Source organism: Aeromonas sp. R2-2, assembly GCF_040908355.1.
Lineage (GTDB): Bacteria > Pseudomonadota > Gammaproteobacteria > Enterobacterales > Aeromonadaceae > Aeromonas > Aeromonas veronii.
Map to the genome: position 1 here is coordinate 128,196 of NZ_JBFODQ010000091.1, position 19,363 is coordinate 147,558.

Annotated in this window: 20 protein-coding genes, 1 other RNA gene and 1 riboswitch; of the genes, 4 read left to right on the forward strand and 17 right to left on the reverse strand. The window is 55.7% G+C overall.

Annotated elements, in window-relative coordinates:
• Position 1 precedes the first annotated feature (1 nt).
• The 13 genes from fliGL to rsmI form a co-directional block, all read right to left on the reverse strand.
• Positions 2-1,030 (reverse strand): lateral flagellar motor switch protein FliGL, encoded by a 1,029-nt coding sequence (gene fliGL / locus AB5Z09_RS19605; protein ID WP_040068863.1) that lies wholly within the window; start codon positions 1,028-1,030, stop codon positions 2-4.
• On the reverse strand, positions 1,017-2,759 hold the full coding sequence (gene fliFL / locus AB5Z09_RS19610) for a lateral flagellar M-ring protein FliFL (RefSeq protein ID WP_368196060.1): 1,743 nt from the start codon (positions 2,757-2,759) through the stop codon (positions 1,017-1,019). The genes fliGL and fliFL overlap by 14 nt, the downstream gene beginning before the upstream one ends.
• Before the next feature lie 17 nt (positions 2,760-2,776).
• Complete coding sequence (gene lfiE / locus AB5Z09_RS19615) at positions 2,777-3,106, reverse strand: lateral flagellar hook-basal body complex protein LfiE (protein WP_080764955.1); 330 nt, start codon at positions 3,104-3,106, stop codon at positions 2,777-2,779.
• A 3-nt stretch (positions 3,107-3,109) separates the two neighbouring features.
• Positions 3,110-4,492, reverse strand: a complete 1,383-nt coding sequence (lafK, locus tag AB5Z09_RS19620; protein WP_368196038.1) for a lateral flagellar response regulator transcription factor LafK — start codon at positions 4,490-4,492, stop codon at positions 3,110-3,112.
• Between the two features lie 135 nt (positions 4,493-4,627).
• A riboswitch (cyclic di-GMP riboswitch) is annotated at positions 4,628-4,715 on the reverse strand.
• A gap of 175 nt (positions 4,716-4,890) precedes the next feature.
• A complete protein-coding gene (gene lfhA, locus AB5Z09_RS19625; RefSeq protein WP_076493233.1) occupies positions 4,891-6,966 on the reverse strand; it encodes a lateral flagellar biosynthesis protein LfhA in 2,076 nt (691 codons plus the stop codon).
• 3 nt (positions 6,967-6,969) lie between these two features.
• Positions 6,970-8,106, reverse strand: coding sequence for a flagellar biosynthesis protein FlhB (gene flhB / locus AB5Z09_RS19630; RefSeq protein WP_100646895.1), 1,137 nt, complete (start codon positions 8,104-8,106; stop codon positions 6,970-6,972).
• Positions 8,103-8,885 carry a lateral flagellar biosynthetic protein LfiR gene (gene lfiR / locus AB5Z09_RS19635; RefSeq protein ID WP_005336245.1) on the reverse strand — a complete coding sequence of 261 codons (783 nt, stop codon included), beginning with the start codon at positions 8,883-8,885 and terminating at the stop codon, positions 8,103-8,105. Before lfiR ends, flhB begins: the two co-directional genes overlap by 4 nt.
• Positions 8,882-9,151 carry a flagellar biosynthesis protein FliQ gene (gene fliQ, locus AB5Z09_RS19640; protein WP_005336246.1) on the reverse strand — a complete coding sequence of 90 codons (270 nt, stop codon included), beginning with the start codon at positions 9,149-9,151 and terminating at the stop codon, positions 8,882-8,884. The genes lfiR and fliQ overlap by 4 nt, the downstream gene beginning before the upstream one ends.
• Before the next feature lies 1 nt (position 9,152).
• The gene (gene fliP, locus AB5Z09_RS19645; RefSeq protein ID WP_005336248.1) at positions 9,153-9,887 is read right to left on the reverse strand and encodes a flagellar type III secretion system pore protein FliP; all 735 of its coding nucleotides are present in this window, start codon (positions 9,885-9,887) and stop codon (positions 9,153-9,155) included.
• Positions 9,887-10,264: a lateral flagellar motor switch protein LfiN gene (gene lfiN, locus AB5Z09_RS19650; RefSeq protein ID WP_019444828.1), complete on the reverse strand. Its 378-nt coding sequence runs from the start codon at positions 10,262-10,264 to the stop codon at positions 9,887-9,889. The genes fliP and lfiN overlap by 1 nt, the downstream gene beginning before the upstream one ends.
• Positions 10,265-10,272: 8 nt before the next feature.
• Positions 10,273-11,145 (reverse strand): lateral flagellar motor switch protein LfiM, encoded by an 873-nt coding sequence (lfiM, locus tag AB5Z09_RS19655; protein ID WP_368196039.1) that lies wholly within the window; start codon positions 11,143-11,145, stop codon positions 10,273-10,275.
• A 227-nt stretch (positions 11,146-11,372) separates the two neighbouring features.
• An RNA gene (gene rnpB / locus AB5Z09_RS19660) (RNase P RNA component class A) lies at positions 11,373-11,759 on the reverse strand.
• A gap of 157 nt (positions 11,760-11,916) precedes the next feature.
• Positions 11,917-12,750, reverse strand: coding sequence for a 16S rRNA (cytidine(1402)-2'-O)-methyltransferase (gene rsmI / locus AB5Z09_RS19665; RefSeq protein ID WP_201958477.1), 834 nt, complete (start codon positions 12,748-12,750; stop codon positions 11,917-11,919).
• A gap of 199 nt (positions 12,751-12,949) precedes the next feature.
• Between rsmI and AB5Z09_RS19670 the strand changes: the two genes are divergently transcribed.
• The 4 genes from AB5Z09_RS19670 to dolP are packed head-to-tail and all read left to right on the forward strand — an operon-like array spanning position 12,950 to position 16,233.
• Positions 12,950-14,737 carry a penicillin-binding protein activator gene (locus AB5Z09_RS19670; protein ID WP_234919907.1) on the forward strand — a complete coding sequence of 596 codons (1,788 nt, stop codon included), beginning with the start codon at positions 12,950-12,952 and terminating at the stop codon, positions 14,735-14,737.
• A complete protein-coding gene (locus AB5Z09_RS19675; protein ID WP_085941981.1) occupies positions 14,658-15,050 on the forward strand; it encodes a YraN family protein in 393 nt (130 codons plus the stop codon). The genes AB5Z09_RS19670 and AB5Z09_RS19675 overlap by 80 nt, the downstream gene beginning before the upstream one ends.
• A gap of 9 nt (positions 15,051-15,059) precedes the next feature.
• Complete coding sequence (locus tag AB5Z09_RS19680) at positions 15,060-15,650, forward strand: SIS domain-containing protein (protein WP_005336275.1); 591 nt, start codon at positions 15,060-15,062, stop codon at positions 15,648-15,650.
• A 4-nt stretch (positions 15,651-15,654) separates the two neighbouring features.
• Complete coding sequence (gene dolP, locus AB5Z09_RS19685; RefSeq protein WP_005336277.1) at positions 15,655-16,233, forward strand: division/outer membrane stress-associated lipid-binding lipoprotein; 579 nt, start codon at positions 15,655-15,657, stop codon at positions 16,231-16,233.
• A gap of 42 nt (positions 16,234-16,275) precedes the next feature.
• Here dolP and AB5Z09_RS19690 read toward each other — a convergent pair whose 3' ends face one another.
• The 4 genes from AB5Z09_RS19690 to AB5Z09_RS19705 form a co-directional block, all read right to left on the reverse strand.
• Positions 16,276-16,701 carry a ClpXP protease specificity-enhancing factor gene (locus AB5Z09_RS19690; protein WP_005336278.1) on the reverse strand — a complete coding sequence of 142 codons (426 nt, stop codon included), beginning with the start codon at positions 16,699-16,701 and terminating at the stop codon, positions 16,276-16,278.
• Positions 16,698-17,327, reverse strand: coding sequence for a stringent starvation protein SspA (gene sspA / locus AB5Z09_RS19695; protein WP_005336279.1), 630 nt, complete (start codon positions 17,325-17,327; stop codon positions 16,698-16,700). The genes AB5Z09_RS19690 and sspA overlap by 4 nt, the downstream gene beginning before the upstream one ends.
• An 87-nt stretch (positions 17,328-17,414) precedes the next feature.
• Positions 17,415-18,149: a cytochrome c1 gene (locus AB5Z09_RS19700; protein WP_204384592.1), complete on the reverse strand. Its 735-nt coding sequence runs from the start codon at positions 18,147-18,149 to the stop codon at positions 17,415-17,417.
• The gene (locus AB5Z09_RS19705) at positions 18,146-19,363 is read right to left on the reverse strand and encodes a cytochrome bc complex cytochrome b subunit (protein ID WP_040068842.1); all 1,218 of its coding nucleotides are present in this window, start codon (positions 19,361-19,363) and stop codon (positions 18,146-18,148) included. The genes AB5Z09_RS19700 and AB5Z09_RS19705 overlap by 4 nt, the downstream gene beginning before the upstream one ends.

Here is a 19,363-nt window from a genome sequence, read left to right on the forward strand (position 1 = left end):
GTTAGCTGACGGTAGGCTCTTCGAACAGTTGGAACTCGATCTCGCCCTGCTCCACCAACTCGCGGACCAATTGCATGACCTCCTCTCTTGCCTGTTCGACCTTGCGCAAAGAGACACTGCCCTGGTTCTGGATCTGATCGTCCAGCGCCTGAGCCATACGTTTCGGCATAGCCCCCAGAATAACTTTGCGGAAGCCAGGGTCGGTATTCTTGAGAGCCAGTGCCAGCAATTCGCTGGGCAATTCCTGCACCAATCGCTGCAAGGTGTCGTCGCTCTGACGGCGTAACGTCATAAAGTCGAACATGTTCTTCTCGATCTCAAACGCCATATCACCATCGTGCTCACGCAGCAGGGACAGCATCTGCTCCTTGTCACCCTGATAACGGTTGAGAATATCGGCTACCTGCCGCACCCCGTTTACCTTGGCACCGGATTGATCCGCCACATAGGTGAGGCAGCGATCCAGCGTCAGCCTGAGCTCGCCCAGCACATGTTCACTGACACTGGTGAGACTGGCGACACGCACCAACAAATCATCGTGTACCGATCCGGGCAAGGCATCTAGCACGGCGGACGCAGTCTGAGGCGGCAGGAAGGCCAGCAGCACAGCCTGCATCTGGGGATGCTCATTACGGAAGAAACGAGCTAGTACATCGGCTGGCACCCACTGCAAACGCTGGATATCCTGACTCATCACATCGCCATACAAACTGTCGAGCAGGCTGCGGGAGAGACGTTGGCCCAACGCCAGATCCAGCGTCTGCTCCAGATACTCCCGTGAGGCACTGCCAATACCGCTCTGCTCACGGTATTGATTGAAGAACTGTTGCAATGTCCATTTCGCTTCGATAGCACTGACGCCAGAGAGCGCGGCCATCTTGGATATCAACCGCTGCACCTCGTCACGGGAGAGCTTCTGCATCACCTTGGCTGCTGACTCTGTCCCCATGCTCAGCAACAAGATGGCGGCCTTCTCAAGGTTGTCGATATCGATATCGACAGCACTCTGATTCAAGTTAACGCTGTTCATTGCCACTCACCCACGCTTTGAAAACCTCCGCCACGCGGGCGGTATCTTTTTCCACCAACAACTGCAAATGCTTGAGTTGCACTTCAAGTTCAGATCCCGGCTCTGGCAGTGAGTCCAAATCCAATGATGTGAATTGGGGTTCAATCTCATTGTCTGCATGGATCAAGCCACTGGACAATGTGACCGGAGGTTGAAGGTCATCACTGCGCATCGACAATCCGACGGTGGGCTCCAGATCTTCCTCAGTCTCACTCATTTCCATATCCGGCTGCTGCTGGGTACGAACCAGATGTTTCACCAGCGGACGAATACCGAAGAAGACCAGTGTCAGGCCAAGCAAACCGCCGACCAGATAACGCAGGGAGTCTTGCCAGTAAGGGGTTTCCCACCAACTGGATTCGGGCGCGGCTACTTGTACTGCACCATTGAAATCGAAGGCCTGCAGGCTGATCTGATCGCCACGCGTCTCATCGAAACCGACTGCACGTTCCACCATATGACGGATCTGTGTCAGTTGCTCGGCACTCCAACCTCCTTCTGGTGCGATCTGCTGGTTAAGCAGAATGGAGACGTTAATTCGCTCCAGCCGCCCCTGCTGGTAACGGGTGTGCACTATGGTGCGACTGTTTTCGTACTGCTTGCTGATTTCCTGACGCTCGGTACGAGTGTCGTTCTGTTGTGTCGCGGTATTGGCATTTGCATTGCCTTTGTCAGCACCAGCCTTTTCATCTTTTGCCGCCGTTTCAGGCGGGCGGTTGGATAACGCCCCCGGGATCCCCATCGCCAGCGCATCGATAGTCTTGTCGGACTTGTTGGACTCTTGAGTCACCACACCTTGCGGATCGAGCTGCTGCTGGGTCTCTTCGACGGCATTGAAGTTCACGTCTGCCGCGATCTGCACCTTGAAATTGGTGCTGCCCAACATGGGATAGAGCATGTCATTGGCACGCTGACGGATATATTGTTCCAGCTTGCGGACATACTCCATCTGTTGGACGCTTTGCTTGCCAAAACCGACCTTGTCCCCCAGCTCTGCGCTGAGCAACTGGCCGGATTGATCAACCACGGTCACGGCACCAGGTTTCATTCCGGAAATGCTGCCCGCCACCAGGTTGGCTATCGCTTCGACCTGACCCGCTTCGATGGATTGGCCCGGTTGCATATCGAGCATTACGGACGCGCTGGGTTTCTCCTCATCGCGTCCAACGAATAGCGTGCGCTTCGGAATAGCCAGATGAACACGGGCACTGCGCACGGCATCGAGCGCTATGATGGTGCGGGCCAGCTCCCCTTCTAGGGCATGACGATAACGCGCCCCTTCCATAAATTCGCTGGTACCCAACCCGGTTACGTTGTCCAGCCCTTCCAGACCCGACGGCATGGCTGCACGCACCCCTCGCGCAGCAAGTGCCATCCGGACATGAGCCAGCTGATTTTCAGGAACCAGTACCTGACCGGTGCTCTTTTCCAGACGGAAAGGTACCTGCTCTTTCTCCAGCATCTCCATGATGTTGGCGGTATCGTATAGCTCCTGTTTGCCATACAGAGGCACATAGTTTTTGCTGGAGGTCCAAAGGATAACGACTATGGTACCGGCCACAATGGCAGCCAGCAGAGCAATAGTCAGGATCGATTTATTGTCACGGGAGAGAGTACGCCAATTGCGTAGCCCCTCTTGCAACCTGATTTTGAGCGAATCAGGGGCGGCCCCCTGAGGGGATGTTACCAGTTCAGTCATCTGTTACCTCAGAGCGGCATGCGCATAATGTCGTCAAAACCGGTCATCAGCTTGTTGCGAACCTGCATCAAAGCTGAAAAACTCAAGCCGGCTTTTTGACTCGCCACCATGGCTCCCACCAGATCATCGCTCTGTCCGGCATCGACCGATGCCATCAATTTTGAGGCAATATTTTGCTGTTCATTGACACGCCCGACTACGTCGTGCATAGCCTCTGAAAACGATGCTCCCGATACATCACTATTGGATTCGATGGACGGTGTCTGACTGGCGACACGCTGCATTTCCTGCATCTGTTGCAGGAGTGTCACCTGCGATGACATCATTTGAATCTTCACTCTTTATCCCTCTGCTTGAATCTGCTGTTCAATATCAATGCCTTGCTCACGCATCGCCGCAAGCTTGTAGCGCAGTGCCCGGGTTGTCATGCCCAGTGCATCGGCTGTGCGGGTACGATGGCCACGAAAGCGGCGCAAGGTCTCTAATACAAATTGGAACTCGGCATGCCGCCGGGTTTCACTCAACCCCTCGGGAGCATGCCACGTGTCTGATGTGACTGTTTCTTGGGGAAGAATACAGTTTGGCAACATCAAATCGACGGACTGTATATGCAAACCGCGCGCCATAATTAATGCGCGTTGCATAACATTATCAAGCTCTCGCACATTTCCTGGCCATTCATAAGACAACAGCAATTGGCACGCCTGCTTACTCAGGCGATAACCCTGCTGAGGTGCATAACGCTCAAGAAAATAGTTGGCCAGAGGAATAATATCGTCAGGGCGATCACGCAATGCAGGCCAGCTCATAGGCAAAACATCAAGACGATAAAACAGATCTTCACGGAACAATCCATTAGCAACCAAAGTACGCAGATCTTTATTGCTGGCGGCAATGATACGAACATCCAGCGCAATCGTTTGATTACTACCAAGCCGCTCCACTTCTTTCTCCTGCAAAACCCGTAATAACTTTGCTTGCAGGTTCAAAGATAATTCAGATATTTCGTCCAATAACAGGGTACCCCCCTGTGCCAACTCAAACTTGCCAGGTTGGGCAGATATAGCACCGGTAAACGCACCTTTATTATGGCCAAAGAGAATCGATTCGAGCATTGTCTCAGGAATGGCAGCGCAATTAATTGCAACAAACGGTTTTTCAGACCTGACTGACATATCATGAATATAACGGGCCAACCGCTCTTTACCGGTGCCTGACTCACCACCAATCAGAATGGTGGCGGAGGTTTTGGCGGCACGTCGAGCCAGTTGCAAGACCTGCAGGCTCATGGGCGACACAGCGATAAGATTGGGGATCGCCTGACGAAGGCGTAAAGCACCACGTACAGCATCGAGCAATTGCTGGGAACGGAAGGGTTTGACAATATAATCTATAGCTCCGGCACACATGGCCTCTGCAGCAATTGCGGCCTGATGCTCATTAACCATAATGACACTATCGAGCCCTTCAAACTCATGCAGAATACGTGGCCCAAGCTCGGTCATGGCATCCATATCGAGCAATATAAGATGAACATTATTGCCAGCAATAATGCTCTTTGACTGTTTTACAGAATTAACCGTTGATACTCTAAGGCCTTCTCTGGAGAGAATATTTACAACCTCATTCCTAGCGACTAACGGTTGAATCAATAATATATGTGGTTCAGCACAACCATCACCACACAACCCGATTGTTTTATTTATTGATAATCCCGAAGACATAGACGTCTGATACCTGTGACTGTGGATAGGACAATCAATAGAGCTGAATTATCAGACACAAAGGAGAAATACAAATTCGCACTTAAAAAAGTGAACTTTGTATCTAGATGGTAACAAAAATGTATCCAAATTTACCTTGGTAACCCCGCTGTCATTAGCTTTCATGCTGTTAGACCGGAGGCTTTGCGTCCTGACTTTTCAGTTCAGTTTGCCCTTACAATGTGATAACACGCCCGACCTGATTGCCTAGGCGTGTAGCAACACAATTAATATTGTTTTTGTTATTTAACTTTCACACATTGCTGCGTCAATTTTCGCCACATCATATAGTATTCATACGGCAATTCAAGCAAAGGCGGAAAAAACACTTCCCCATCAGCGCATTTATCCAACAGCAATTAACCAAGTGTACCAATTACCTCCACCCGTAATTCTTCAGGTATCTCATTGTAAGACAGCACTTTGAGGCCTTTTGAGAATGATCGTGCATAACGGGCCATAAGCGGTCTCAGTTGTGGCATAACAACCAACACAGGGGCATGCCCCAACTGCTGCAACTGCTCCTTCACCAACGGCATATTTTGCTGCAATTGGGCCAGCAGTTGTGGATCAACCGGGAAGCTGTCCAGCTGGATTTTGCCCTGCTGTTGTGACTGATTCATTGCAGCCAGCAATGTCTGCTCAAGGCGATCATCCAGCGTAAACGTAGCCAGCACATCGCGATTACCAATGGCCTGCCGCACAATCTGGCGCTTCAAGGCACAGCGCACATCGGATGCCAGCAAGACAGGGTCTTTGGTCAGCTCGCTCGCATCCAGTAGCGTCGTGGCAACCGTTCGTATATCGGTCAGACTGACCTGCTCCTTTAGCAATTGACGAAACACTCTCAATTGCTGCATCTGGGTCAGCGCCAGATTCAGCTCTTCAGCCAACCGGGGGGACTGACTGGCGAGATATTGGCCCAGTTTGCCAACTTCATCGTGACCAAACAGTGCATCAAGTTGTTCACGCAACAACTTGCTGGCGTGAGTGGCAATCACGGTGGCCGAATCTACCACCGAGTAACCAAGATTCAGGGCCTTGGCCTTTTGCTCCGGGGAGATCCAGACCGCACTCATGCCGTAGGCCGGGTCCTGGGTCAACTCGCCATCTAGCGCGCCATAGGTCTCACCACTGCTGATGGCCATCAAGCGCTGGCAATCCACATTCCCCATCGCCAACGCGACACCGGACAACTTGATCCGGTACTGATCCGGCTGCAACTGCAGATTGTCGCGCACCCGTATCTCGGGGAGCAGAAAACCGTACTGCTCGGAGAGGGTTTTGCGGATCCCGCGCACTCGTGCAAGCAGTTCAGCCCCTTTATCCGTTTCAGCCAATGGCACCAGACGATAACCAAGCTCGATGGCGACCGTATCGACTGGCGGCAAATCCTGCCACTCCAGTGCCTGCTGTTCAGGCTGAATCATTTGACGAGTCAGCTCTTGTGCTGCATCCAGATCCGGCACATTGACGGCTCGCTTGCTGACACTCCAGCCAGTCCAGGCCAGTACAGCTGCGAAACTGAGGAATGCGAGCATCGGCATCCCGGGCACCAGACCCAGGATCAGCATGATGGTTGCAGAGGTATAGATAACGCGAGGGGATGCCAGGATCTGCTGACCAACCTGATCAGCCATCTCCCCCTCATCACTGACCCGGGTCACGATAATGGCCGCAGCAGTCGACATCAGCAGGGACGGGATCTGGGCAACCAGACCATCACCAATGGTCAGCAGCGCATAACGCTGGAAGGCTTCGGCAACGGGTAAGGCATGCTGGAAAATACCTATGGCCAACCCACCCACCAGGTTGATGATCAGCACCAGCATGCCAGCTATCGCGTCACCACGAACGAACTTGGAAGCACCATCCATTGCACCATAGAAGTCCGCTTCTCGCGCGATCTCCTCACGGCGAGCCCTGGCCTGATGCTGATCCATGGTGCCGGCATTCAAGTCGGCATCGATGGCCATCTGCTTGCCGGGCATCGCATCCAGAGTGAAGCGGGCGGATACTTCCGAAATCCGCTCGCCACCCTTGGTGATCACCACAAAGTTGATGATCATCAGGATCACGAAGACCACCAGACCGACGACATAGTTGCCACCGATCACCACTTCACCGAACGCCTGAATGACCTTACCGGCCGCTTCATGCCCTTCATGACCGTGCAGCAACACCACACGGGTAGAGGCCACGTTCAGCGACAGCCGCATCAGGGTGGCAACCAGCAACACGGTTGGGAATACCGAGAAATCGAGTGGTCTGCGGGCCGAGACGGATACCAGCAACACCAGAACCGCCAACACGATGTTGAAGGTAAAGAGCGCATCCAGCAGCCAACCGGGCAGAGGCAGGATCATCATGGCCAGAATGGCCAATAACATCAGCGGAATTGCGGTATAGGATTGGGTGAATACACGCCAGTTCACAACTTACCTCTCAGGTTGACGTAACTCGGGCGGTACATATAACGGGGCAAGAGGGGTCGGTTTCCTCCCCTTGCCTGCCTCATACGCCCTTAACTGCAATACATGGTTCAATACATAGGCAACTGCCGTGTACAGCCCCGCAGGGACTTCCTGATCCACCTTGGTCGAGTGATAGATGGCTCGCGTCAACTCGGGCAAGCTCATCACCATCTTGTCATGCTGCTTGGCCACCTGACGGATCCGCTCGGCCATGCTGTCGACCCCTTTGGCAATAACGAAAGGGGCATTGGCACGAGCCGCATCATATTTTATGGCCACCGCATAATGGGTCGGGTTAACGATAATCACATCTGCCTGCGGTACCCGCTGCTCGATACGCGCGCGGGCAAGCATTCCCTGTACCTGGCGGATTTTGGCTTTGATTTCGGGACGCCCTTCGCTGTTCTTGTGCTCATCCTTGACCTCTTGTTTGGTCATCCTGAGCTGCTTGTTAAGCGACCAGCGCTGATAGGGCACATCCAGCACGGCAATCAGCATCTGTACACTCCCCAGCAGAATAAATGCCTGGGAGAGGATCCGTAGCGCCTGTTCGAGGGCCGCCTGAGGGGGCATCCGGTTCATCATCAACAAAGAAGGCCATTGATGATTTAACATCAACGCCAGCGTGCCGCCGATCAGCGTCACCTTGAGCAGTGACTTCAGCAACTCCATCAGGCTGTTCTTGGAAAACATCCGCCCCAGCCCCTTCAAAGGGTTCATCTTCTCGCCACTGGGTAGCAGCTTTTTCCAGGTCAGCGCCATACCGCCCGGCACTATGCTGAGCAACACCAGCATCAGGGCCAGAAAGCCAAACAGGGGCAGCAGCACCCACAGCATGTTTATCAGCGCTTCCCCCAGCCAATGGATCATCATCTGCGGGTCACGGGCACCTTGCCAGTCAAAACGCTGCGGACGCTTCATCAACTCGGCAAAGAACTGGCCAAATCCCGGCACCATCCACTGCATCACCAACCCGCCAAGCAGCAGCAAACCGGCAGAACTGAGCTCTTTTGAGCGGGCGATCTGCCCCTCATCCCTCGCTTTCTGGCGTTTCTGGCTGGAGGCCTCTTCGGTTTTGTCCTGTGCGCTGTTCTGACTCATGCTGGGGTCAAGCCTCGCAGCTGTTCAAGCACATGGGTAACCAAATCCAGATAACGGGAGGGCACACCACTGATGGAGAGCGCCATGGTGAGCAACCCGAGCAACAGGGTCATGGGAAAACCGAGAGAGAAGATATTGAGCGAAGGGGCGGTCCGGTTCATCACCCCGAAGGTCAGGTTAACCATCAACATGGCGACAACGGCTGGCAACGTCAGCAACAGGGCGGCACCGATAGACCAGCCAAACAACCCGATCACACCTTTCATATCGATCAGATCCAGAGATGAACCCGGCGGCCAGCTACGCAGGCTCTGCACCAGAATATCCAGTACCACCAGGTGGCCATTCAGCCCCAGAAAGAGCAAGGCGCAAAACACCATCATGACCTGACTGATGATGGGGGCTGAATCCCCGTTGACCGGATCATTCATCACCGCCATCGCGAGCCCCATCTGCATGGAGAGGATCTGCCCCGCAGTGGTCATCACCATATAGAGCAGCTGGACACACAGACCAAACAACAAACCAAACAGCAGCTGCTCGACCGCTAGGACCAGCGCACCGGCACTGAAAGGATCGACAACCGGCATATCCTTCATCATGGGGGCCAGCAGCAGGCTGATAATAAACGCCAGCATCAGGCGAACTTGCGCAGGCACCCGGGTATCCCCAAAGACCGGCATCACCCAGAATGCCATACCGATCCGGATAAACGGCCACCACCACTGTCCCAACCATGCGGTCAGGTCAGCAGCACTGAGGGACAGCAGCGAATTCATCCGATAAACCCGGGGATTTTAAGAAAAAGATCCTGGAACAAGGTGGTTATCTGCGACAACAGCCAGTTACCCGTAAAGATAAGGGTCATCAGAGTCACGATAAAACGGGGAAGAAAACTGAGCGTCTGCTCCTGGATCTGGGTGGCCGCCTGAAAAATACTGACCACCAAACCTACGATCAGGCCCGGTACAATCAGCACCGAGACCATGGTCACCACCAGATTGACCGCGCCACCAACCAGGGCAACGCTCTGCTCAGGGGTCATATCAGCCTCCCCCACCAAAGCTGGCGGCCAAGGTGCCGACGGTCATCGACCAGCCATCGACCAGCACAAACACCATCAGTTTGAAGGGTAAGGAGATGATCAGCGGGGAGAGCATCATCATCCCCATCGCCATCAAGACGCTGGCGACCACCAAATCGATCACCAGAAAGGGAATGAACAGCATAAAGCCAATCTGAAATGCGGTATTCAACTCACTCAATACAAACGCGGGCAACAGCACCCCGAAAGGCACATCCTCTTTGGCGACCGTAGTTGGTTCGCCAGAGATGCGCAGCATCTGCTCCAGATCCGGTTCACGGGTCTGGGCCAGCATGAATTTACGCAGGGGTTTTTCTGCCTTGGCGATCCCCTCTGACAGGGTTATTTCATTCTGGTCATAAGGGACAAATGCATTTTGATACATGTCCGTCCAGACCGGACGCATAATCACCACAGTCAGGATGAGGCTGATGCCGATCAGCACACGGTTGGGAGGGCTCTGCTGCAAGCCAAGTGCCTGTCTCAATATGGCCAGTACGATGATGATCCGGGTAAAACTGGTCATCATCAGTAACAAGGTCGGGAGCAGACCCAGCAGGGTCATGAAGAAGAGGATCTGCAACTTGATGTTGTAGTCCTCGCCCCCTGAAGCGCCTGGCGATACCGAGAACAGGGTCATGTCCGCGCCCCAGCCAGGCAGCGAAAATAACAGCAGCGTCAGCAGCAGATAGCGCATCAGTCGTCCATGCCACCCAGCAGGTTGGTATCGATAACATCGACCAGGCGCAGACCATATTTGCCATTCACGACGACGACTTCGCCCTTGGCAAGCAGACGGCCATTCACCCGCACATCCAGCGGTTCACCCGCCAGCTTGTCCAGCTCAATGACAGCCCCCTCCTCGACGCGCATCAAATCGCCGAGCGGCACTTCGGTACTGGCCACTTCCAGCGTCACCTTGACCGGGATCTGGCGAAAGAAGGAGAGATCCCGCTGTTTGCTGCTACTGGTGGGGGCCAAGTAGTCTGCAGCGCTAGGCATACTGATGTCGTCACCAAACAGTTGATCCAGTCCATCCAGATCCAGCGGATCATTCATATTGTGCTCGCTCATGATTCAATTTACTCCTCTACAACCGTCGCAACCTGATAGACCAGGCTGCCTTTGTGTTCTGCGATTCGTCCACTGAAGCAGGGACGGCTGCCAATCAGTGCTGGCACCACCTCAGGCAGGTCCAGTGACAGCACATCACCCACCTTGAGACACTCAAGATCCGCCAGCGTCATGGACAATTGGCCCATCACCACCCGCAGACGAACCGGGACATGAGTCAGAGCCTGTTCCAACTGACCTGCCGGCAATGAATGACTGACCTGAGAAATGGACTCCTCGGGGGGAAGCAACCACATCTGCCAATGATGAGTGCAATTACCTGCCTGCAGGGTTGCCAGCGTGGTCCAGAGCTGACGGTGGGCGATGGAATCCCGTGGCACGACATGCAACTGCCACTTCAAATCCCCCAACCCCAGACAAGCACACCAGATATCAACCTGATACTGGCAAAGCCGCAATAACAGCCGCTGTTCGGTATCGGTCAGCCCTTTGCCAGACTGAACATGCTCCTCTTTTTGCTGCAAGGTGCCGCCGAAAAAGAGGACCGCAAGACGATAGATGACCAGAGGTGCGATCGAGAAATAGACGGCGCGCTGTGGTTCAAGCGGACTTCTCGCCTCGACCCAGATATCAGCGCCATCAGTCTCTGCCGGACCGGAAAAGGCAAACTCACCATAATTCAGTTCGCACTCCGCACTGTTGAACAGCTGGGCCATACAACTCGCAGCTTGCAGGGAAAATGTGCTCAACTGGCCATTGACCTGCTTCAAGCGGGCGTGATTAAGCCGCTCGACACCCAACAGATCATAATGAGGCAGGGTTCTGCCACGTTCTGCGCTAAGCAGCCGGGAAGGTGTGAGCATTGCGCTGCTTGATGACATTAATAATCCACCTTAACCATTTCATCTCGCCTTATTGCCACAGGGTCGCTCATCAGGCCAGCAGTGTGATAGATACAGACAGTCCAGCCGACGTATATCGACCAAAAAGGGTGAGAACTTTATTACAAATTCCAGAAAGCCGCCATGCGGTGCATATCGGCGTGAATAATAAAAATCCCGGTGCCGTTAGGCACCGGGATTTTAGCGTGACGGTTCACGCGGAATGAGGTCGGAGTCGGCCTGTAAGCCGGGTTCTGTACCGGGTTGCCCCGGGTAGCAATCATTCCTCTAGGCCAGCAATCGCTCGCTGGCTCAAGCAACCTACCCGCCCCCAACGCGGGCCGCGCCAATAGGGGCCTATTTGGTCTTGCTTCGGGTGGAGTTTACCGTGCCACGAACTGTTGCCAGTCGCGCGGTGCGCTCTTACCGCACCCTTTCACCCTTACCTGATCCCTTGCGGGCCATCGGCGGTCTGCTCTCTGTTGCACTGGTCGTAGGCTCGCGCCCCCCAGGCGTTACCTGGCACCCTGCCCTGTGAAGCCCGGACTTTCCTCCCCTCCGCCCGTCTGTCCCGAGGGACACAACGACGAAGCAGCGATTGCCCAGCCAACTCCGAGGCGCGGATTATAGCCTTGCGATACGCACGGGGTAAACCGGCAATTCCCGTTTACAACCATTTATCGCGCTTTGGCCATCGTTTACAGACTGAATGCTCGCCGGTTCGGGGGATTGCACAGGTCAGAAAAAAGTCTACTGGCCTATTTCATCGGCTCAATAGTGCTCGAGACCGTATTTATAGAGGGCATTCTTCTTCACACCGTGGATCTCGGCGGTTAGGGCGGCCGCTTTTTTCAGTGGCAACTCGGCCACCAGCAGGCCCAGAGTACGGATCGCCTCGGCTGGCAGATCCTCTTCATCTTTGGAAGCGCCAGCCACGACCAGCACGATCTCGCCGCGGCAGCGGTTGTCATCCTCGCCCAGCCAGGTCAGCATTTCGGAAGCTGGCAAACCGTGGATCGACTCAAAGGTCTTGGTCAGCTCGCGGCACACCACCACCTGACGCTCACCGAGAATGCGAGCAATCGCTTCCACTGTATCCTGCACACGGCGCGGAGATTCGTAAAACACCAGCGAGCGGGTGTCTTCAATAACGGCTTGCAGGCGATCGTCGCGTCCCTTGCTCTTGGCGGGCAAGAAGCCTTCAAAGGCAAAGCGATCGGTGGGCAGACCGGCCGCGCTTAGCGCGGTGATGGCAGCACAGGGACCGGGCAGCGGCACCACCTTGACCCCGGCTTCACGACAGCGGGTGACCAAGTGATAACCGGGGTCGCTGATAAGCGGAGTGCCGGCATCGGAGACCAGCGCAACACTCTTGCCCTCTTTGATCCGGCCGATCAGCACATCGGCTTTCTGCTGCTCGTTGTGATCGTGCAGGGCGAAGGTCGGCACCGAGATTTGGTAGTGGCTGAGCAGGATACCTGTATGACGGGTATCTTCGGCGGCCACCAGATCGACACTGCGTAAAATATCCAATGCACGCTGGGTGATGTCCGCCAGATTGCCGATCGGAGTGGGGACTATATACAGGGTTGGGATGTCACTCATGGGATCTCCGAGTGCCCCGACAATTGTGTCGCCATATTGGCCCGTTTACACTATGGGGAACTTCAACACTGGTCGGGGAATGAACTTGAACCGGGTTACAAAGCAGCTAAGTGTATCACGACTCTTCGGCATCATACTCGCGGCAGTACTGCTCGCCGCCTGTGCGTCGGAGCCCAATCAACCGTCAGGGCAGTCAGGCATGCCCTCTGCGTTCTCCAATCTGACCAAGAATGCCCAGTGGTATCTTGAGCAGGTGGACCCCGCCAAGCCGGCCGAGGCCTTTACCTGGCAGATGCTGGCGGCACGCAGCTATCTGGCGCTGGGCCAGGCCAAACCGGCCTCGGCACTGTTCCAGCAATTGCAGAAGCAGGCCAAGGATCCCGTTCAGAAGGCGCAGTTGCAACTGCTGCAAGCCCATCTGTTGCTGGCGCAAGGCCACGCCAATCAGGCGCTGATCCTGCTGGAAGGCAAACCTGAGGTGGTGCTGGATGCCGATACCCAGAAGGATTGGTATCGCCAGCGCGTAGTGCTGCAGCTCGACATCAACAACAAGTTTGGCGCAGCCAAGTCGTTGATTGCACTGGAGCCCTACCTCAATCAGAGCGAGCAGGCGACCAACCATCAGCAGATCTGGTCGCTGCTCAAGAGCATGACCCCCTCCACCCTGCAAGCGCTGGAAGAGGCTCCGGCCCCTGATGTGACCACCGGCTGGTTGCGACTGGCGGCACTGGTCAACGAGTTTGGCGCCCAGCCGAACCTGCTGGCCCGCCAGCTGGCAGGCTGGAAGCGCGACTTCCCCAACCATCCAGCCCAGAAGGATATGCCGGCAGGATTGGGCGATCTGGCGGCCACGGCCAGCACCTCGGTGCAACAGATCGCTGTACTGCTACCCCTCTCCGGCAATCTGGAGCCGCAGGGCGCCGCCATCCGTAACGGTATGCTGATGTCTTATAAGGAAAATCAGGGGCGATTCACCCTGAACTTCTACGACACCCAGAGCAAGTCGACCGGCGACCTTTATAAGCAGGCGATTCAGGAGGGGGCAGACATGATCATCGGCCCGCTGCTGAAAGACCGGGTCGAGGAGCTGCTCAAGGCCAATCCGACCGTGCCGGTACTGGCGCTCAACGAGCTGGACAAGCCGGTCGTCAACGACACCACCTACTACTTCTCCCTCTCTGCCGCCGCAGATGCCGCGCAGGCAGCCCAGTACCTCTACACCCAGGGCTACCGTAAACCGCTGCTAATCGCCGCTCAGGGTCGGATCGGTTACAGCAGTATCAAAGCGTTCGAGCAGAGCTGGGCCACCCTGAGCCAGGATAAGCCGGTCGTTGCCACCTTCGGTGCCCGCAACGAAGTGCAGGGGATGGTCAAGAATGCCCTGAGCGGCCGCTCTACCGCCCGAGCTGGTGAAGTGGTGCAACTCTCTGATGCCGCACCGCGCAGCATCGATGCCGTTTATGTGGTGGCCAACAGCCTGGAAACCCGGATGATCAAGCCCTACGTTGATATCTCGGTCAATCCGATGGGCAGCCTGCCCATCTACACCAGCTCCCGTGGCTACGACAGCGCCGCAACCGAGGTCACCTCCGAGCTCAACGGCATGCATATCGCCGATATGCCGCTGCTGCTGGGCGGCTACGAGAAACAACGCGAGCAGATCGCTCTGCTCTGGCCACAGACCCAGGGTGACCTGTTGCGCCTGTTTGCCATGGGCTACGATGCCGTCAGCCTGGCTGAGAACCTGCAGCAGATGCGCAAGGTGGGTGGCATGCAGCAGGCCGGCATGAGCGGTCAGCTGAGCGTTGATGCCCAGGGTAATATCGTGCGGATGCTGAGCTGGGGTACTTACCAGAACGGCAAACTGGTCGACGAGAACGCCGTTCAGCAGCTGGAGGAGCCCTCCAATGAAGGAACTATGGAAACGGATGCGCCAGCAGTTGCCGAGCCTGTTCCCCTCACCAACGAGCAAGGGACAGCACTTTGAACAAGTCGCTGAACGCTGGTTGCAGGCTAGGGGCCTGCAACCGGTAGCTCGCAACTACCGCTGTCGTGGCGGTGAAATAGATCTCATCATGCACCAGGGCCAGACCCTGGTGTTTGTTGAGGTGCGCTACCGGGCCACCGGCAGCCATGGCGGGGCCGCCAGCTCGGTCACCCGCAGCAAACAGCACAAGATCATGCTGGCAGCGCGCCACTATTTGAAGCAACATGCCATCAACGAGGCCAATCAGGCCTGCCGATTCGATGTGATTGCGTTCGAGGGCGACCAGCCAGCCTGGATCCAGAACGCATTTTAAGAGGACCCTATGACTGACCGCATCAAAGAGAACTACACCGAAAGCATCCAGACCAAGATAGCCGCCGCCGAGGCGCTGCCGGATGCCATCCATACTGCAGCCCAGATGATCACCATCTGCCTGCTCAATGGCCACAAGGTGCTGGCATGCGGTAACGGTCCTTCTGCCGCACTGGCGCAACTGTTCATCTCCGAGCTGGTCAACTGCTACGAGACCCAGCGCCCCTCCCTGCCCGGCATGGCCCTGACTCCGGACATGGCGACCATCAGCGCCATCGCCACCGACCACGGTTTTGAAGAGGTCTACGCCAAGCAGATCCGCGCGCTGGGCCAGCCTGGCGACATTCTGGTGGTCATCACCACCTCCGGCCACAGCCGTAGCCTGATCAAGGCCGCCGAGGCTGCCCTCTCCCGCGACATGACCATAGTGGTGCTGAGCGGGGGTGACGGTGGCGAAATGGCAGGTCTGCTCGGTCCGAATGATGTGGAGATCCGGGTTCCCTCCGCCCGTCGCCCTCGCATTCTGGAAGTGAACCTGTTGACCCTGCACTGCCTGTGTGATCTCATCGACCAGACACTTTTCCCGCAACAGGAAGATTGAAACCATGAAAAAGCACACTATCCTGCTCGGTCTGCTGGTTAGCACCCTGCTGCTGCAAGGCTGCGCAGCCCTGGTTGTTGGCGGCGCCGCAGGGACTGCCAAGGCCTCTGGCGATCGCCGAACGCTGGGCGCGCAGTGGGATGACCAGACCATCGAGTTGAAAGCGGCCAATCTGCTGGCCGACAACAAACCCCTAAGTGCAGCCAGCAAGATCAGCGTCTACAGCAACAATGGCCGCGTGCTGCTGGTCGGCCAGACACCTTCTGACGTTTACAAGATTGAGGCGGGCAAAATTGTCAGTCGCATCGAAGGGGTGCGCCACGTCTACAACGAATTGCGCATCGGCCAACCTGCCAGTTTCACCACTCGCAGCAATGACTCCTGGATCACCTCCAAGGTGAAAGCTGATATGTTCGGCACCAAGAACTTCGACAGCACCAAGGTCAAGGTGGTCACCGAGAACGGCGAGGTGTTCCTGATTGGTCTGGTGACTCGCCAGGAGGGAGAGCAGGCAGTCAACATCGCGCGCCATGTCACCGGGGTGAAGCGTGTGATCAAGGCCTTCGAGTTCGCCCAGAACTAAGCCTGACCGCACATAAAAAACGCAGCCAATCGGCTGCGTTTTTTATTTAATCACCTTCAGGGTCGGACGACCGCTTGGACGCGGCGGTTCCGGCTCAGGCTCCACCGGCGCTTCAGCCTGCTCAAGCCAGATATCGTAACCCGGCTCGGGCGGGAACATGGTGCCCACGCCGTTCTCCCGGGCATGGATAGCCAGTACGGCTGCCATCGGGATATAGACCTGCTGGGAGACCCCGCCAAAACGGGCACTGAAGCTGATAGCCTCGTTATCCATGTGAAATTGCATCACGGCTCGGGGCGCGATATTCAGCACAATTTGCCCGTCCTGAGCAAACTGCATCGGCACCATCACATGGGGAATGTTGACGTTGACCACCAGATGAGGGGTCAGATCGTTGTCCAGCAACCAGTCAAAGAACGCCCGTAACAAGTACGGGCGGCTCGGTGTCATTGTCGGTTCCATGCTCATACGCCAGCACGGATCTCGCGTTCGGCTTCGGTCAGGGAAGCCTGGAAGGACTCACGCTCGAACAGACGAACCATGTAAGCCTTCAGCTCTTTGGCGCCACGACCGGTCAGGTCGATGCCAAGGCTCGGCAGACGCCACAGCAGCGGTGCCATGTAGCAATCCACCAGACCGAACTCTTCGCTCATGAAATAGGGCATTTCACCGAAGATCGGCGCGATGGCAAGCAGGTTGTCACGCAGTTCGTTGCGTGCCGCTTCAGCATCGGTACCGGCCATGATCTTGTCGGCCAGGGAGTACCAGTCCAGCTCGATGCGGTGCATCATCAGACGGCTGTTACCACGGGCAACCGGGTAAACAGGCATCAGGGGCGGATGCGGGAAGCGCTCGTCCAGATACTCCATGATGATGCGCGAGGTGTAGAGTGCCAGCTCACGATCAACCAGGGTCGGTACAGAGTTGTACGGGTTCAGCTCGGCCAGCTCATCCGGCAGATTGGCTGGATCAACCTGGCAGATATCCACGCTAACACCCTTCTCCGCCAGGACAATACGCACCTGATGGCTGAACATATCGTTGGCACCGGAAAACAGCGTCATTACCGAACGCTTATTGGCAGCTACAGCCATTGAACCCTCCCGTCATTAAAAAGCAGAAACGGCAATGAAGCATCTTGGTCTTCATTGCCGTGCATTATATTACCCGTATCTGGTCGCTTAGTGAACGTCGCGCCAGAATTCCTTCTTCAACAGCACAGTGAAGATGAAGAAGATCACGATGAAACCAAGCACCCAGAAGCCCATGCGTTCACGCTCCTGTTGTACCGGTTCAGCTGAGTAGACCAAGAAGTTTACCAGATCCAGTACCGTCTGATCATACTCTTCGTCATCCATTTCACCATTACCGTCAGATTTGATGCTGACAACCTGCTGGGTCTCGACTCCATCGACCGTGTGAGTGACGAACTCGGCACGGGGGGTTCCCTGCAACGGCTCCAGCACATGGGGCATGCCCACGGACGGGAACACGGCGTTGTTCACCCCGAACGGACGGGTCTCATCCACGTAGAAAGAACGCAGATAGGTGTAGATCCAGTCTGCACCGCGCACCCGGGCAACCAGAGTCAGATCAGGGGGCGGCGCACCAAACCACTTGGCGGCATCCTTCTCTGACATGGCGCTCTTCATCAGGTCACCGACCTTTGCGCCGGTGAAAATCAGGTTCTCTTTCATCAAATCTTCGGGGATCCCGAGATCTTCTGCGACCCGGTTATAACGCTGATACTGGGTAGAGTGGCATCCGGCGCAATAGTTCATGAAGGTGGCCGCGCCACGTTGCAGCGATGCCTTGTCACTCAGATCGTAATTGGCTTTGTCCAGATGAACAGCTCCGCCACTTGCAAATACCAGAGATGGCAGCAGGGTCAGCACTGCAAATATTATTCTTTTCATTTAAATGTCACCCTCTCCGGCAGCGGCTTGGTGCGTTCGTTTTTGCTGTAGAAGAACAACAGCACGAAGAAACCGAAATAACCCAAGGTACAAATCTGGGCAACCAGCGTCAGGGTCGGCGTCGACGGCAGTACACCCAGCACCCCCAGGATGATAAAGCAGACCACAAACTGGGCGATGTTAAGCTTGTGCAGCTTGCTGCGATAGCGAACAGAACGCACCTTGCAGCGATCCAGCCAAGGCAGCAGGAACAACACCACAATAGAGAGGCCCATCATGATGACGCCAAGCAGCTTGTCAGGTACCGCACGCAGAATCGCGTAGAAGGGGGTGAAGTACCACACAGGCGCGATGTGAGCAGGAGTCTTCAGGCCGTTGGCCACTTCAAAGTTCGGCTTCTCGAGGAAGTAACCCCACATATCCGGCTTGAAGAAAATGATGGCGCAGAAGAAGAACAGGAAGCCCGCCACACCGATCATGTCCTTGACGGTGAAGTAAGGGTGGAACGCCACCGCATCCAGCGGCCAGCCGTTTTCGTCCTTGTGCTTCTTGATGTCGATACCATCCGGGTTGTTGGAGCCCACTTCGTGCAACGCCAGAATGTGCATGGCAACCAGCATCACCAGCACCAGCGGCAACGCGATGACGTGCAGCGCGAAGAAGCGGTTCAGGGTCGCACCGGAGATCACGTAGTCACCGCGGATCCACAGGGTCAGATCGTCACCGATGACCGGAATGGCGCCAAACAGCGAGATGATGACCTGAGCCCCCCAGAATGACATCTGGCCCCAGGGCAGCAAGTAGCCCATAAAGGCCTCTGCCATCAGCACCAGGAAGATCAGCATGCCGAAGATCCACAACAGTTCACGAGGCTTCTGATAAGAGCCATAGATCATGCCGCGGAACATGTGCATGTAGACCACGATGAAGAATGCAGACGCACCGGTTGAGTGCATGTAACGCAGCAGCCAGCCGTACTCCACATCGCGCATGATGTACTCCACGGAGGCAAACGCACCTTCCGCAGAGGGGTTGTAGTTCATGGTCAGCCAGATACCGGTGATGATCTGGTTGACCAGCACCAGCATGGCCAGCGAGCCGAAGAAGTACCAGAAGTTCAGGTTCTTCGGTGCCGGATACTTGGCCATGTGGTCGTTGTACATGGCCGTGAGCGGGAATCGATAATCGATCCAGCCCATCAGTTTACTCAACAT